Genomic DNA, 15,686 nt, shown 5'->3' with positions numbered 1-15,686 from the left:
CCCTTTCGTGGTGCCCTCGCCGCCTTGGCGTCACGCCGTGTACTGGTATGCGGGATAAGTGAGATAGCCGTTGTCGCCGCCCTCGAAGTACGTGGTCTCGTCCGCGGGGGCGAGCGGCAGCCCGGTGCGCAGCCGTTCGACCAGGTCCGGGTTGGCGATGAACGCTCGGCCGAAGCTGATGAGATCGGCGCCGAGCCCGAGCCAGTGGTCGGCCTCGCTGCGGCCGGTCTGCTTGGCGCCCAGCGGCAGCACCGGGTTCATGACGAGGGCTCCCGGCCACGCCCGGCGCAGGGCGACGAGTGTCTCCTCGGGGGCGGTGGCCTCCAAGTGGACGTAGGCCAGGCCGAGTCGGGACAGCTCGGCCAGGAGAGCGGTGTACAGCTCGGGGACGTCCGTCTCCTCGACTCCCCAGAAGGTGCCGCCGGGGGAGAGCCGGATGCCGGTCCGGTGCGCGCCCACGGCGTCCACGGTCGCGGCGGCCGCCTCCACCGCGAACCGGATCCGGCCCGCCACCGAACCGCCGTAGCGGTCGGTGCGCAGATTGGCGTTGGTGGAGAGGAACTGCGAGATCAAGTAGCCGTTGGCGCCGTGCAGTTCCACCCCGTCGAACCCGGCGTCCACGGCGCGGCGGGCAGCCTCGGCGTACGACCCGGCGTGCTCGGGCACCTCGTCCGTGCGCAGCGCCCGCGGCACCGGCGGGGTCTGCCGTCCCGTGGGGGTGAACAGCTCTCCGGTGGCCGGGACGGCCGAGGGGCCGACGGGCCGCAGTCCGGTGGTGTCCGGGTGCGAGACCCGCCCGCCGTGCATGATCTGGGCGAAGATCCGGCCCCCGTTGGTGTGCACGGCCTCCGTCACCTGCCGCCACGAGGCGACCTGCTCATCGGTGTGCAGCCCCGGAGTGCCCGGATTGGACTGCCCGATCAGGCTCGGCTGCACACCCTCGCTGACGATCAGCCCGGCGGAGGCGCGCTGGGCGTAGTAACGCGCCATGGAGGGCGTCGCCAGACCGCCCTCGGCGGCCCGCACCCGCGACATCGGGGCCATGACCACCCGGTTGGGCAGCCGCAGACCGCCGAGCTCGAATCCGGTGAAAAGCGTCGTCACGTCATGTCTCCTTCATGATCCGTCGTCCCCGTGTCCGGGCACGCGGTTACGCTAAAACCTGACGTCGACGTGAGGGTCAAGTCCTTCCTGGAGGAACACATGCGCATCGGCGAGTTGGCGGCGCGGACCGGGGTCAGTGTCCGAGCTCTGCGCTACTACGAGGAGCAGGGACTGCTCATCAGCACGCGCAGCACGAGCGGACAACGGCACTACATGGAGCAGGCTGTCGAGCGTGTCCTCTTCCTTCAGCGCATGTACGCCGCCGGACTGTCCAGCCGCACGATCATCGAACTGCTGCCGTGCATCGACTCGCCCAGCGAGGAGACCGCCGACGCGGCGCTGGAGCGGATGGCCGAGGAACGCGACCGCCTCACCGACCACATAGCCGAACTGATCCGCACCCGCGACGCCCTGGACACCCTGATGGCCACGAACCGGGCCCACCGGGAGAGGCTGCGGGCGGGGGTGACGGCCGTGAGACCAGACCCCGCGGAGTGCGTGACACGCTGAGACCACCCGAGTCCCCGAGGATGCGGGACATGCGGGGACCACCGTGCATCCCCCCGGACGCGTGACACGCTGGGAGTGACGGAACCGGTCGGATCAAGGAGCCCCCCGTGACGTACGACATCGCCGCCCTCCGCTCCCACTTCCCGGCCCTGGCCGCAGGGACCGCCCACTTCGACGGGCCCGGCGGCACCCAGACCCCCACGCCCGTCATCCGGGCCATCGCGGACGCGCTGGCGCAGCCCCTGTCGAACCGGGGGCGCATCACGCTGGGGGAGCGCAACGCCGAGGCCATCGTCACCGGGGCGCGGCGGGCCATGGCGGACCTCCTCGGCGCGGACCCGTCGGGGATCGTCTTCGGCCGCAGCGCCACCCAGCTCACCTACGAGTTCTCGCGCACCCTTGCCAAGACCTGGTCGCCCGGCGACGAGGTGGTCGTCACCCGCCTCGACCACGACGCCAACATCCGGCCGTGGACACAGTCGGGCGCCACCGTCCGCTGGGCCGATTTCGACCCCGCAACAGGGGAGTTGACGGTCGACGCCATCCGGGCCGTACTGTCCGATCGCACCCGGCTCGTCGCCGTCACCGCGGCCTCCAACCTGATCGGCACCCGCCCCGACATCCCCGCCATCGCACAGGCGGTGCACGAAGCAGGCGCACTCCTGTACGTCGACGGCGTCCACCACACCGCCCACTCCCTCGTCGACCTGGAGGAGTCGGGCGCCGACTTCCACGTCTGCTCCCCGTACAAGTTCCTCGGCCCCCACCACGGAGTCCTCGCCGCCCGCCCGGAGTTGCTGGAGACCCTGCGCCCGGACAAGCTGCTGCCCTCCACCGACGCCGTCCCCGAGCGCTTCGAACTGGGCACGCTGCCCTACGAGTTCCTCGCCGGGACGACCGCCGCGGTCGACTTCCTCGCCGACCGGCTGGACCCGGACGCCACCGGCACCCGCCGCGAGCGGCTGGCCGCCGGGTACGCGGCACTCGAAGCCCACGAACACGTCCTGCGCACCCGGATCGACAAGGGGCTGGCCGCGCTCGACGGGATCACCGTCCACTCCAGGGCCGCAGACCGCACCCCCACCCTGCTCCTGACCTTCGACCACCACGACACGGCCGACGCCTACGGCTTCCTCGCCGAGCGCGGTGTCCAGGCCCCCCTCGGCTCGTTCTACGCCGTCGAGGCCTCGCGTCACCTCGGCCTCGGCGACACCGGCGGCCTGCGCGTGGGCCTCGCCCCCTACAACGACACGGAGGACGTCGACCGGCTCCTGACCGGGCTGACCGACTTCCTGGAGAGGTGAAGGGAGAACCACCCATGACCACCTTCCCCACCGCACGCAACGTACGGACCACACCGGAGGGCCTGCTCTGGGAGCCCAGCGAGCGCTGGGTGCGCGGCCGAAAGGGGGACGTCACGGTCGTCGACAGCCGGCATCCCGTCCTCGTCTGGGAACCCGACGTCCCCGTCCCGCTCTACGCCTTCCCGCGCGCCGACGTCCGGGAGGACCTGCTGCGGCCCGCGAAGAACCCGCGGACCGGGAGCCACACCGGATCACAGATCTTCTACGACCTCGAAGTCGACGGCGAGACCGTGGAGAACGCCGCCTGGACCTTCCCCGCCGCCGACCTCGCCGGCCACATCGCCTTCGCCTGGTTCCGCCGCTGGGGGACCGGCCTCGACCACTGGTACGAGGAGGAGGAAGAGATCTTCGTCCACCCCCGTGACCCGCACAAACGCGTGGACGCCATGCCCAGCAGCCGCCATGTCCGGGTGGAGGTCGACGGCACGGTCGTCGCCGACACCCACCGGCCCGTGCTCCTCTTCGAGACCGGCCTGCCCACGCGCTACTACATCCCGCGCGAGGACGTCCGCCTCGACCTGCTCGAAGCCACCGACCACCACAGCCAGTGCCCCTACAAGGGCACCGCCGAGTACTGGTCCACCGGCGGCCACGCCAACATCGTCTGGAGCTACCCGGACCCGCTCCCCGCCGTCGGAGTGATCAAGGGGATGCTCGCCTTCTACAACGAGGCCGTCGACATCACCGTGGACGGAGAGCGCCAGGAGCGGCCGGTCACCTTCTTCACCGGCACCGTGAAGTGATCATGACCTGGTGACCGCCGGTGCCGTCCCCAAACGGCCTGCGACACGTGACCTGACTCTCATGGCCACGGGCGGTCTTTGCCGACACCATGGGGGCGTCACCGGCAGGCCGAAGGGATCGGGAATGCTCCGCAAGGTACTGGTCGCCAACCGTGGTGAGATCGCGATTCGCGCGTTTCGCGCGGGTTATGAGGTGGGCGCGAGGACGGTCGCCGTCTTCCCCCACGAGGACCGCAACTCACTGCACCGACTCAAAGCCGACGAGGCCTACGAGATCGGCGAACCGGGCCATCCCGTGCGGGCCTACCTCTCCGTCGAGGAGATCATCCGCGCCGCCCGCCAGGCCGGCGCCGACGCCGTCTACCCCGGCTACGGCTTCCTCTCCGAGAACCCGGAGCTCGCGCGGGCCTGCGAGGAGGCCGACATCACCTTCGTCGGCCCCAGCGCCGACATCCTGGAGCTGACCGGCAACAAGGCCCGCGCGGTCGCCGCCGCCCGCGCCGCGGGAGTGCCGGTCCTGGGCTCCTCGGCGCCCTCGGACGACGTGGACGAGCTGGTCCGGGCCGCCGACGACATCGGCTTCCCCGTCTTCGTGAAGGCCGTCGCGGGCGGGGGCGGACGCGGTATGCGCCGCGTCGAGGACCCTGCGCAGCTGCGGGAGTCCATCGAGGCGGCCGCCCGCGAGGCCGCCTCCGCCTTCGGCGACTCGACCGTCTTCCTGGAGAAGGCCGTCGTCGAGCCCCGCCACATCGAGGTGCAGATCCTCGCCGACGGCCAGGGCAACGTCATCCACCTCTACGAGCGCGACTGCTCGGTCCAGCGCCGCCACCAGAAGGTCATCGAGCTGGCCCCCGCGCCCAACCTCGACCCCGGGCTGCGCGACCGCATCTGCGCCGACGCCGTCCGCTTCGCCCGCGAGATCGGCTACCGCAACGCGGGCACCGTCGAGTTCCTCCTCGACCGGGACGGCAACCACGTCTTCATCGAGATGAACCCGCGCATCCAGGTCGAGCACACGGTCACCGAGGAGGTCACCGACGTCGACCTCGTCCAGGCCCAGCTCCGGATCGCGGCCGGCGCCACCCTCGCCGACCTCGGCCTCTCCCAGGAGACGATCCGGCTGCACGGCGCCGCCCTCCAGTGCCGTATCACCACCGAGGACCCCGCCAACGGCTTCCGCCCCGACACCGGCCGCATCAGCGCCTACCGCTCACCCGGCGGCTCCGGCATCCGCCTCGACGGCGGAACCACCCACGCCGGTACGGAGATCAGCGCCCACTTCGACTCCATGCTGGTCAAACTCTCCTGCCGGGGACGGGACTTCACCACCGCGGTCAACCGGGCCCGGCGAGCCGTCGCCGAGTTCCGCATCCGCGGGGTGGCCACCAACATCCCCTTCCTGCAAGCGGTCCTTGACGACCCGGACTTCCAGGCGGGCAACGTCACCACGTCGTTCATCGAGCAGCGCCCGCATCTGCTGACGGCCCGTCACTCCGCGGACCGCGGCACCAAGTTGCTCACCTACCTCGCCGACGTGACGGTCAACAAGCCGCACGGCGAGCGGCCCGAGCTGATCGACCCCGTCTCCAAGCTGCCGACGACACCGGACATCGAGCCGCCCGCGGGCTCCAAGCAGAAGCTCACCGAGCTCGGACCCGAGGGCTTCGCCCGCTGGCTGCGCGAGTCCCCGACCATCGGCGTCACCGACACCACCTTCCGTGACGCCCACCAGTCCCTGCTCGCCACCCGCGTGCGCACCAAGGACATGCTCGCCGTCGCCCCGGCCGTCGCCCGCACCCTGCCCCAGCTGCTGTCCCTGGAGTGCTGGGGCGGCGCCACCTACGACGTCGCCCTGCGCTTCCTCGCCGAGGACCCCTGGGACCGGCTCGCCGCCCTGCGCGAGGCCGTCCCCAACATTTGCCTCCAGATGCTGCTGCGCGGCCGCAACACCGTCGGCTACACCCCGTACCCGACCGAGGTGACCGACGCCTTCGTGCAGGAGGCGGCCGAGACCGGCATCGACATCTTCCGCATCTTCGACGCCCTCAACGACGTCAGCCAGATGCGCCCCGCCATCGAGGCCGTCCGCGCCACCGGCACCTCGATCGCCGAGGTCGCCCTCTGCTACACCTCGGACCTTTCCGACCCGAACGAGCGCCTCTACACCCTCGACTACTACCTGCGCCTCGCCGAGCAGATCGTCGACGCGGGCGCCCACGTCCTGGCCGTCAAGGACATGGCGGGCCTGCTGCGCGCCCCCGCCGCCGCCAAGCTGGTCTCGGCGCTGCGCCGCGAGTTCGACCTGCCGGTGCACATCCACACCCACGACACCGCGGGCGGCCAGCTCGCCACCTATCTGGCCGCGATCCAGGCGGGCGCCGACGCCGTGGACGGGGCCGTCGCCTCCATGGCCGGCACCACCTCCCAGCCCTCCCTCTCCGCGATCGTCGCCGCGACCGACCACTCCGACCGGCCCACCGGCCTCGACCTGCGCGCGGTCGGCGACATAGAGCCGTACTGGGAGAGCGTGCGCCGCGTCTACGCCCCCTTCGAGGCGGGCCTCGCCTCCCCGACCGGGCGCGTCTACGACCACGAGATCCCCGGCGGCCAGCTCTCCAACCTGCGCACCCAGGCCGTCGCCCTCGGCCTCGGCGACCGCTTCGAGGACATCGAGGCGATGTACGCGGCCGCGGACCGGCTCCTGGGCCACCTGGTGAAGGTCACCCCCTCCTCCAAGGTGGTCGGCGACCTCGCCCTGCACCTGGTCGGCGCCGGGGTCGACCCCAAGGAGTTCGAGGAGACCCCGGACCGCTTCGACATCCCCGACTCCGTCATCGGCTTCCTGCGCGGCGAGCTCGGCACCCCGCCCGGCGGCTGGCCCGAGCCCTTCCGCACCAAGGCCCTGAAGGGCCGCGCCGACGCCAAGCCCGTCCAGGAACTGTCCGCCGAGGACCGCGAGGGCCTGGAGAAGGACCGCCGCTCGACCCTCAACCGGCTCCTGTTCCCCGCCCCGACCCGCGAGTTCGAGACCCACCGCCAGTCCTACGGCGACACCAGCCTCCTGGAGAGCAAGGACTTCTTCTACGGCCTGCGCCCGGGCAAGGAGTACGCCGTCGACCTGGAGCCCGGCGTCCGCCTCCTCATCGCCCTGGAGGCCGTCGGCGAGGCCGACGAGCGGGGCATGCGCACGGTGATGTCCACGCTGAACGGCCAGCTGCGGCCCATCCAGATCCGCGACGTCGCCGCCTCCTCGGACATCCCGACCACCGAGAAGGCCGACCGCTCCAACGCCGGCCATGTCGCCGCCCCCTTCGCCGGCGTGGTCACCCTCGTGGTCGCCGAGGGCGACGAGGTGGCGGCCGGGGCGACCGTGGCCACGATCGAGGCGATGAAGATGGAGGCCACGATCACCGCGTCGAAGGCGGGACGGGTGTCCCGGCTCGCGATCAACAAGGTGCAGCAGGTGGAAGGCGGTGACCTGCTGGTCGAGATCGGCTGACACACCTCGGCCGGAACGGTGACACCCGCTTCCGTACAGCTCACCACCATTGCGGTCCGCTCCTCCGAGGCCAAGTCTGGTCACATGTCCCGGGCGGCGAGAGGACCGGCGGATGACGAACGGAAGCGGCACACCCGACGCCGAGCGCCGACGACTGGCCGAGGCGGACGCGGGCACGGTCCCCTGGCGACGCTGGGGGCCCTACCTGAGCGAACGGCAGTGGGGCACCGTCCGCGAGGACTACAGCGCGGGCGGCGACGCCTGGTCGTACTTCACCCACGACCAGGCCCGCTCCCGCGCCTACCGCTGGGGCGAGGACGGCATCGCCGGGGTCAGCGACGACAAACAGCGGCTGTGCTTCGCGCTCGCCCTGTGGAACGGCCGCGACCCCCTCCTCAAGGAGCGGATGTTCGGCCTGACCAACGCGGAGGGCAACCACGGCGAGGACGTCAAGGAGTACTGGTTCCACCTCGACAACACGCCCACCCACTCGTCCATGACGTACCTGTACAAGTACCCGCAGGGCGAGTTCCCCTACGGCGACCTCGTCGCCGGCAACCGGGCGCGCGGCCGCGAGGACGCCGAGTACGAACTCCTCGACACCGGTGTCTTCGACGAGAACCGCTACTTCGACGTCTTCGTCGAGTACGCCAAAGCCGGACCGGACGACCTCCTGATCGAGATCACCGCCCACAACAGGGGCCCCGACGAGGCCGTCCTGCACCTCCTGCCGACCCTGTGGTTCCGGCACACCTGGTCCTGGGCGGGCGGCACGGCGGTGCCGGCACTGAGCGCCGTCGAGGGGGCGATCCGCGCCGACCACGAGGAACTCGGGACGCGATGGCTCCACCACCAGGGCGGCGAGACGCTCTTCACCGACAACGAGACCGACAACGAGCGCATCTTCGGCAGCCCGAACACCACCCCGTACGTGAAGGACGGCATCGACCGGTACGTCGTCCACGGCGCGACGGACGCCGTCAACCCCGCGCGCACCGGCACCAAGGCCGCCGTCCACCACGTGCTGACGATCCCCGCCGCAGACAGCGCCCGGATCCGCCTGCGCCTGACGGACACCGAACTCACCGACCCCTGGGACGGTTTCGACGACGTCCTCGCCTTGCGTCGCACCGAGGCCGACACCTTCTACGCCGACGTCATCCCGCCCGCCACGGGGGAGGAGGAGCGCCGACTCGTCCGCCAGGCCCTCGCCGGGATGCTGTGGAGCAAGCAGTACTACTACCTCGATGTCGAGCGCTGGCTCGCCGAGCACGGCGTGGACCCGCTCGCCGCCGACCCGCGAATCCGCAACAGCGCCTGGTACCACATGGTCAACGACGAGATCATGTCGATGCCGGACACCTGGGAGTACCCCTGGTTCGCCGCCTGGGACCTCGCCTTCCACACCCTCGCCCTGTCCATGGTCGACATCGGCTTCGCCAAGTCCCAGCTCGATCTGCTGCTGCGCCGCCTCTACCTCCACCCCAACGGCCAGATCCCCGCGTACGAATGGAACTTCTCGGACGTCAACCCGCCCGTGCACGCCTGGGCGGTCCTCTTCGTCTACGAACTGGAGAAGCACCGCACCGGCCATGGCGACCGCGCCTTCCTGGAGAACGCCTTCCAGAAGCTGACGAAGAACTTCACCTGGTGGCTCAACCGCAAGGACGCCGACGGCAACAACGTCTTCCAGGGCGGCTTCCTCGGCCTCGACAACATCGGCGTCTTCGACCGCAGCGCGCCCCTGCCCACCGGCGGCCGCCTCGACCAGGCCGACGGCACCGCGTGGATGGCCCTGTACTGCCAGAACCTCCTCGACATCGCCGTCGAACTCGCCGTGGACAACCCGGTCTACGTCGAGCAGGCACAGATGCTCTTCGAGCACTTCGCGTGGATCGCCGTCGCCCTGAACCGCATCGGCCAGGACAACACCAGCCTGTGGGACGAGGAGGACGGCTTCTTCTACGACGTCCTGCGGCTGCCCGACGGCAGCGCCACCCGCCTCAAGGTGCGGTCCCTGGTCGGTCTGATCCCGCTCGCGGCGACCAGCCTCGTCGGCGACCGGGCCAACCGGGCGTTTCCCGAACTGGTCGAGGGAGCACGGGACTTCATCCGACGGCACCCGGCCGTCGAGGCCTTCGTCGCCCAGCAGGGAGCCGACCACCCCGACACCGACGGCCGCTACCTCTTCGCGCTGTTCGGCGAGGACCGGCTGCGCCGCATCCTGGCCCGCATGCTCGACGAGGACGAGTTCCTCGGCCCGCACGGCATCCGGTCCCTGTCCAGGTACCACGCGAAACACCCGTACACCTTCGACGTGCACGGGCAGAGCTACGGCGTCGGGTATCTGCCCGCCGAGTCCGACTCGGGGATGTTCGGCGGGAACTCCAACTGGCGCGGCCCGGTGTGGTTCCCGATGAACATCCTCCTCATCCGCGCGCTGCTGAACCTCCACGCCCACCACGGCCCCGGCTTCACCGTGGAGTGCCCGACCGGCTCCGGACGGCGGCTCAACCTGTACGAGGTCGCCCGCGAGATCTCCGACCGGCTCACCGCCACCTTCCTGCCCGACGCCGACGGCCACCGGCCGGTGCACGGCGGCCGGCCGGTGTTCGCCGAGGACCCGCACTGGAAGGACCTGGTCCTCTTCTACGAGTACTTCCACGGCGACAACGGCACGGGCCTCGGCGCCAGTCACCAGACCGGCTGGACGGGCCTGGTGGCGGCCACCGCGACCCTCTTCCACGCCATCAGCGAGGAGGACTGGCAACGGGGCGGACGGGAGTCGCTGTCATGACGGTCGTCCACGAGATCAACACCCTGGTGTGGCTCGGCGAGTTGAGCCGTCGGTACGGGCGTGACATCACGCTCGGGGAGGTGCCGGAGGAGGTCTGGGACTCCCTGGTGCTTCCCGGTGTCGACACGGTGTGGCTGATGGGCGTGTGGGAGCGCAGCCCGGCGGGACTGCGGATCGCCTTGCAGGACGAGGGGCTGACGGCCTCCTTCCGTGACGCCCTCCCCGACGTCACCGAGGCGGACATCGCCGGATCGCCCTACTGCGTACGGAACTACGTCGTCGATCCGGTGCTGGGCGGCCCCGAGGGCCTCGCCGCCGCCCGCGCCCGACTGGCGGCCCGCGGAATGGGTTTGCTCCTCGACTACGTGCCCAACCACGTCGCCCCCGACCATCCCTGGCTCACCGAACGCCCCGACTGCATGATCCGGGGCAGCGCGGAGGATCTCGCCCGGGACCCGGGAGGCTTCATCGAGACCGGCGGCGGGATCTGTGCCCGCGGCCGCGACCCCTACTTCCCGCCATGGCCGGACGTGGTCCAACTCAACGCGTTCAGCGAGGAGTTGCGGACCGCGACCGTCGAGACCCTGGCGTCCATCGCCGACCAGGCCGACGGCGTGCGCTGCGACATGGCGATGCTGCTGATGAACGACGTCTTCGGCAAGACCTGGGGCGACCGTGCGGGCACCGCCCCGGCCGAGGACTTCTGGCCGTACGTCATCCCCCGGGTACGGGAGCGCCACCCCGGGTTCCTCTTCGTGGCGGAGGCCTACTGGGACCTCGAAGGGGCCCTCCAGAAGCAGGGCTTCGACCACTGCTACGACAAGCGCCTCTACGACCGCCTCCTGCACCAGGACGCCGACTCCGTCCGCGCCCACCTCGGCGCGGACCTCACCTACCAGCACGGTCTCGTCCGCTTCCTGGAGAACCACGACGAGCCCCGGGTCGCCGCGGTGGTCCCCGGGGACCGGGAACGCGCGGCCGCCGTGGCCGTCGCCACGCTGCCCGGCGCCACGCTCTGGCACGAGGGCCAGTTCGAGGGCCGCAAGGTGCGGCCACCGGTGTTCCTGAGCCGCAGACCGCAGGAGACCGTCGACGAACCGCTGCGCGCGTTCTACGGCCGTCTGCTGACCGCCGCCGTCGTCGTGCGCCGGGGCGAATGGCGGCTCGTGACCCCCGTGGGCTGGCCCGACAACGACACCCATCGCCGGCTCCTCGCCTGGACCTGGACCCGCACCGACGCCCGTCACCTGGTCGTGGTCAACGACTCCGACGGCCCCGCCCAGGCCCGGCTGCCCCTTCCGTGGGACGACCTGCGCGGACGGCCGCACCGCCTGACCGACCTGCTCGACGGGGCGGTGTACGACCGTGACGGAGACGAACTGAACGACTCCGGACTGTTCGTGTCCCTCCCGGCCTGGGGGTGCCACGTCCTCGAGTGGTGAGGGCCCCAGCACGGGCGTACGGTCGTACGGAGACCATGAGCAGCGACCCGCAGGCCAGTTCTGCAGCACGGACCACCCCACCGGACTCCGGCGGCGGTGGCAACGCCATTGCGCTGCTGGTCATCGCGTCCTGCCAGCTGATGGTGGTCCTCGACATCACCATCGTGAACATCGCCCTCCCGGACATCCAGCGCTCCCTGGACTTCTCCACGACGAGCCTGGCCTGGGTGGTCAACGCGTACACCCTCACCTTCGGCGGACTGCTGCTGCTCGGCGGCCGGGCCGGCGACATCCTCGGCAGACGGCGGGTGTTCATCTTCGGCGTGCTGCTGTTCGTGCTCGCCTCCCTGCTCGGCGGACTCGCCCAGAACGAGGGCCAACTCCTCTCCGCACGCGCCCTCCAGGGCGTCGGCGGCGCCATCGCGTCCCCGACCTCGCTCGCGCTGATCAGCACGACCTTCCGTGAAGGCCCCGAGCGCAACCGGGCGTTCGGTGTCTTCGCCGCGGTCTCCGCGGGCGGCGGCGCCATCGGGCTGCTGGCCGGAGGCGTCCTCGTCGAGTGGCTGAACTGGCGGTGGGTGCTCTTCGTCAACGTGCCCATCGGACTGCTCATCGCGCTCGCCACACCCCGCTGGATCCGCGAGTCCGAACGCCACCCCGGCAACTTCGACATCATCGGCGCGCTGACCGCCACCGCCGGGATGGTGCTGCTGGTGTACGGCTTCATCCGGGCCGCCCAGGAGGGCTGGCGGGACACGCTCACCCTGTGCTCGTTCGCCGGGGCGGTCGTCCTGCTCGTGGCGTTCGTGATGATCGAGAAGCGTTCCCGGCAGCCCATCACCCCGCTGCACATGTTCGCCGACCGCAACCGGGCGGGCACCTACGGCATCATGCTGTGCCTCGCGGCGGCGATCTTCGGCATGTTCTTCTTCCTGACGCTCTTCACCCAGAACGTCCTCAACTTCAGCCCGCTGGCCACGGGGTTCGCGTTCCTGCCGGTCAGCGCGGTCATCGCGGTCGGCGCCGGACTGGCCTCCCGGTTCCTGCCCATCTACGGTCCCAAGCCCTTCATGGTGGGCGGCGCCATCCTGGCCGCGATCGGCCTCGGCTGGCTGACCCTCACCGATGTCGACTCCACCTACGCGGGCAGCGTCCTCGGACCGATGCTCGTCTTCAGCCTCGGCATGGGCATGGAGTTCGTCTCGCTGACCCTGATGGCGCTCTCCAACGTCCCCACCGAGGAGACCGGCGCGGCCTCCGGCCTCCTCAACGCCACCCAGCAGGTGGGAGGTTCACTGGGACTGTCCATCCTGGTCACGATGTTCGGCACCGCCAGCACCAACGAGGCGGAGAAGCAGATCCCCCGCTTCCTCGCGCAGGCCACCCCGGTCGAGCGCCGGATCTTCGAACGCACCGGGCAACTCCCGGGCCGGTGGGGCGACGAGGTCCTCACGGCCGGAGCCTCGGCCGCCTTCGTCATGGCCGCCATCTTCACCGTGCTCGCCGCGCTCATCGCGATCGTGGTCATCCAGGTCCGCCCCTCCGACCTGGAACGCCTCAAGGGCGGGCCGCCGATGCCGCAGGGATGAGCCCCAGCCGCTGCGCGTGCAGGACCGTGCTCACGCGGTCGTGGGTGCCGAGCTTGCGGTAGATGTTCGCGATGTGCTTGTGGACCGTACGCTCCGATATCCCGAGCCTGCGGCCTATCGACAGGGCGGTGAGCGCGTCGCCGAGCAGGACCAGGACGGTCGTCTCCCGGGGCGTGAGCGCCAGGTCCGCGGCCTGCCCGGACGACGCGTCGAGCCGCCGCAGCAACTGCCGCTGCTGCTCCACGGCCGCCAGCAGCGGCTGCAACTGCTCGGCCAGCCGCAGCTCGTCGTCGCTGAAGTCCCGGCCCGAGCGGTACACCAGACACCCCGTGATCGGGGTGGTCGAGCCGGGCAGGGGGATCCCCAGCACGTGATCGACGTCCAGGAGACGGTCGAGCAGCCGCGCGGTCGGGCTCCCCGGCCAGGCACGGCCGGCCACCCGGCCGGCACTCACCGGCGTCCGGTCCACCCGGCCCGCGTAGTGCGCGGCCAGGGGGTACCCCGCGCGCAGCAGACCCGTCTCCTCGTCCCCGAGCACGGTGAACTCGGCGGTGGCAGCGGGAGACAGACCGAGGGTGCCCTCGCTCTCGTTCCAGTCGTCCAGCTTGTAGATCAGCGCGTCGCCACCGCACAGGGCCGGCAGATCCGCCGCCAGCAGCGGCCACAGCTGCTCCGGGTCGCGTTCGTGGAGCGCGGCCACGGCGACCGACAGCACCCGCTCATACGCAGTTGTACCCATACCGGCCCCGTACCTCGCTGACCCACACTTCATCCGAGCAACATCGATGTTGTCGACATAACTCCAGCACATCGACGCTACGGCGCCGCAGCGGGGGAGACCGGGCACGGGTGGGGATGCCTGAGTCTCTCCTTTTTCGTGCGGGCCGCCGGCACCGGGGACCGGCGGCCCGCGCCACGCCTCACGGCAGGGGCAGGGGCAGGTCAGGCGGGGCGGATCGCGCTCCGGATGATCGACTCGCCGGTCGGGTAGATCGACTCCTCGCGGATCGAGGCCCCGGGGCCGGGCGCGTGGATCATCATGCCGTTGCCGGTGCACAGGCCCACGTGGCTGAAGTCGTCGTGGAAGAAGACCAGGTCACCGGGTTGCATCGCGTACAGCGGGACCGCCGTGCCGGTGCTCGCCTGGCCGAGGGAGGTACGCGGCAGGGAGACCCCGGCGACCTTCCAGGCGGCCTGCGTGAGACCGGCGTTGTCGTACGACCCCGGGCCCGCCGCACCCCAGACGCAGGGCTTGCCGATCTGGGACCGGGCGAAGGCGAGCACCTGGATGACCTTCGAGTCGTAACCGGGGTCCGCGGTCGGGAGCGAGGCGGGGGCGGCACTCTGCGCCGGGGCCTGCCACTGCGGTTCGGGGGAGCGGGGGGAGGGGATGCCGGGAGCCGGCGCGACCGCGGTGAGCGAGGTGCCGAGGTCGGTGGAGTAGTCGGCGAGCGGGGTGGGCTGAGGGGCGTAACCCGGGAGCGGGGCGGCGAACTGGCCGGTGCCGTTCGGGATCGTGGTGCTGAACTGGCCTGTGCTGTCGGGGAGCGGGGCGGTGAACTGTCCGGTGCCGTTAGGGATCGCGGTGCTGAACTGACCGGTGTCACCGGGGAGGGCGGTGCTGAACTGGCCGGTGTCACCAGAGAGTGCGGTGCTGAACTGACCCGTGCTGAACTGACCCGTCGGCTCCGGGTATCCCGTGGCGGATGGCTGTGCCGGGTACTCCGGCAGGCCCGTGGTGAGTTGCCCGGTGTACTCGGGGAGCCCGGTGCTGAGCTGCCCGGCGTACTCTGGCAGACCCGTGGCGACCTGCGTGGCGTACTCCGGTGTCCCGGTGGGGAGTTGTGGGAGTTGACCGCCGCCCTGCGTCCCGTACCCCGGGAGGGCCGGGCCGGTTTGTGTGCCGTACTCGGCGAGGCCGTTGCCGGCCTGCGTGCTGTACTCCGGGAACCCGGTCTCGAGTTGCGGGGCGCTCACGGTGGGTATCTCACCGGTGCCGGTGAGCGGCTGCGACGCCGGGTCCGGTGTCCACACGGGGGGCTGTTCCGGCGCGGGCGGAAGGGCGAGCATCGGCTTGGCGGTCAGCTCGGGCACGGCCTGTTCGGCCGGCTTCGGCGCGCGTGCCGCGGGGGCCTCCGCGGGACGCTGACGACGCGTCTCGGCGGCGGGGGCGGGCAGCCGGTCGCCCGGCAGGGTCGCCTCGACGAACGGACCCAGCTTCGCGCGGCCCACGCCGTACCACTGCTTGGCGAGGGCTTCGAGACCGGGCTCGCTCCCGGACCTGCGGCTCCCGCCGCTGGTCGAAGGGGTACGGCCGCGGGTGCTCGACGCCCTGGTCGCAGCCGCGCGGGTGGCGTTGTAGGTGCCGGAGTCCGTCTCCGCGCGGTCGTAGAGGTTGGTGATCCGCCGGTCCACCTCGTCGCGGCTCGGCGCCTCGTCGGCCGCGGCGTTCCCGGTCTGGGAGAGAAGGGCCGCGGAGGCCATCGCGGCCGTCGCGAGTGCGGAGTTGCGCTTGGCCGGGAGGCTGAACCCTCCATTGCGCGAAGTTCGATCCGGCGCCATGAAAGATGTGCCCCTTCCGTCGTGCTGTTCGACGTAAACCTAACCAACTTGTGAGGCTCACGTGAAGATTGAAGTG

At 71.0% G+C, this 15,686-nt stretch carries 10 protein-coding genes; 7 read left to right on the top strand and 3 right to left on the bottom strand.

What is annotated here, in order from left to right:
- Window positions 1-30 precede the first annotated feature (30 nt).
- Window positions 31-1,104, bottom strand: a complete 1,074-nt coding sequence (locus AQJ54_RS23950; RefSeq protein ID WP_062240841.1) for an alkene reductase — start codon at window positions 1,102-1,104, stop codon at window positions 31-33.
- 99 nt (window positions 1,105-1,203) lie between these two features.
- Between AQJ54_RS23950 and AQJ54_RS23945 the strand changes: the two genes are divergently transcribed.
- From AQJ54_RS23945 to AQJ54_RS23915, 7 genes are all read left to right on the top strand, one after another.
- Window positions 1,204-1,614 carry a MerR family transcriptional regulator gene (locus tag AQJ54_RS23945; RefSeq protein ID WP_062026618.1) on the top strand — a complete coding sequence of 137 codons (411 nt, stop codon included), beginning with the start codon at window positions 1,204-1,206 and terminating at the stop codon, window positions 1,612-1,614.
- Between the two features lie 107 nt (window positions 1,615-1,721).
- On the top strand, window positions 1,722-2,918 hold the full coding sequence (locus tag AQJ54_RS23940) for a cysteine desulfurase-like protein (protein WP_062240839.1): 1,197 nt from the start codon (window positions 1,722-1,724) through the stop codon (window positions 2,916-2,918).
- A gap of 14 nt (window positions 2,919-2,932) precedes the next feature.
- Window positions 2,933-3,721 (top strand): DUF427 domain-containing protein, encoded by a 789-nt coding sequence (locus tag AQJ54_RS23935; protein ID WP_062240837.1) that lies wholly within the window; start codon window positions 2,933-2,935, stop codon window positions 3,719-3,721.
- A 124-nt stretch (window positions 3,722-3,845) separates the two neighbouring features.
- A complete protein-coding gene (locus AQJ54_RS23930; RefSeq protein WP_062240835.1) occupies window positions 3,846-7,220 on the top strand; it encodes a pyruvate carboxylase in 3,375 nt (1,124 codons plus the stop codon).
- 112 nt (window positions 7,221-7,332) lie between these two features.
- Window positions 7,333-10,017, top strand: coding sequence for an MGH1-like glycoside hydrolase domain-containing protein (locus AQJ54_RS23925; protein ID WP_062240833.1), 2,685 nt, complete (start codon window positions 7,333-7,335; stop codon window positions 10,015-10,017).
- Window positions 10,014-11,459 carry an alpha-amylase family protein gene (locus AQJ54_RS23920; RefSeq protein WP_062240831.1) on the top strand — a complete coding sequence of 482 codons (1,446 nt, stop codon included), beginning with the start codon at window positions 10,014-10,016 and terminating at the stop codon, window positions 11,457-11,459. Before AQJ54_RS23925 ends, AQJ54_RS23920 begins: the two co-directional genes overlap by 4 nt.
- 35 nt (window positions 11,460-11,494) lie before the next feature.
- Entirely contained in the window at window positions 11,495-13,048 is a 1,554-nt protein-coding gene (locus AQJ54_RS23915; RefSeq protein ID WP_248845426.1) for an MFS transporter, read from the top strand.
- Here the strand turns inward: AQJ54_RS23915 and AQJ54_RS23910 are convergent.
- Complete coding sequence (locus AQJ54_RS23910; protein WP_062240829.1) at window positions 13,017-13,787, bottom strand: response regulator transcription factor; 771 nt, start codon at window positions 13,785-13,787, stop codon at window positions 13,017-13,019. The two genes, AQJ54_RS23915 and AQJ54_RS23910, sit on opposite strands and share 32 nt — an antisense overlap.
- A 203-nt stretch (window positions 13,788-13,990) precedes the next feature.
- Complete coding sequence (locus AQJ54_RS23905) at window positions 13,991-15,610, bottom strand: NlpC/P60 family protein (RefSeq protein WP_062240827.1); 1,620 nt, start codon at window positions 15,608-15,610, stop codon at window positions 13,991-13,993.
- Between the last annotated feature and the right edge of the window lie 76 nt (window positions 15,611-15,686).

Source organism: Streptomyces griseorubiginosus (assembly GCF_001514195.1).
Classification (GTDB): Bacteria; Actinomycetota; Actinomycetes; order Streptomycetales; family Streptomycetaceae; genus Streptomyces; species Streptomyces griseorubiginosus.
Note: the sequence above shows the minus strand (reverse complement) of the source record. Positions and strands in the feature narration are given on the sequence as shown.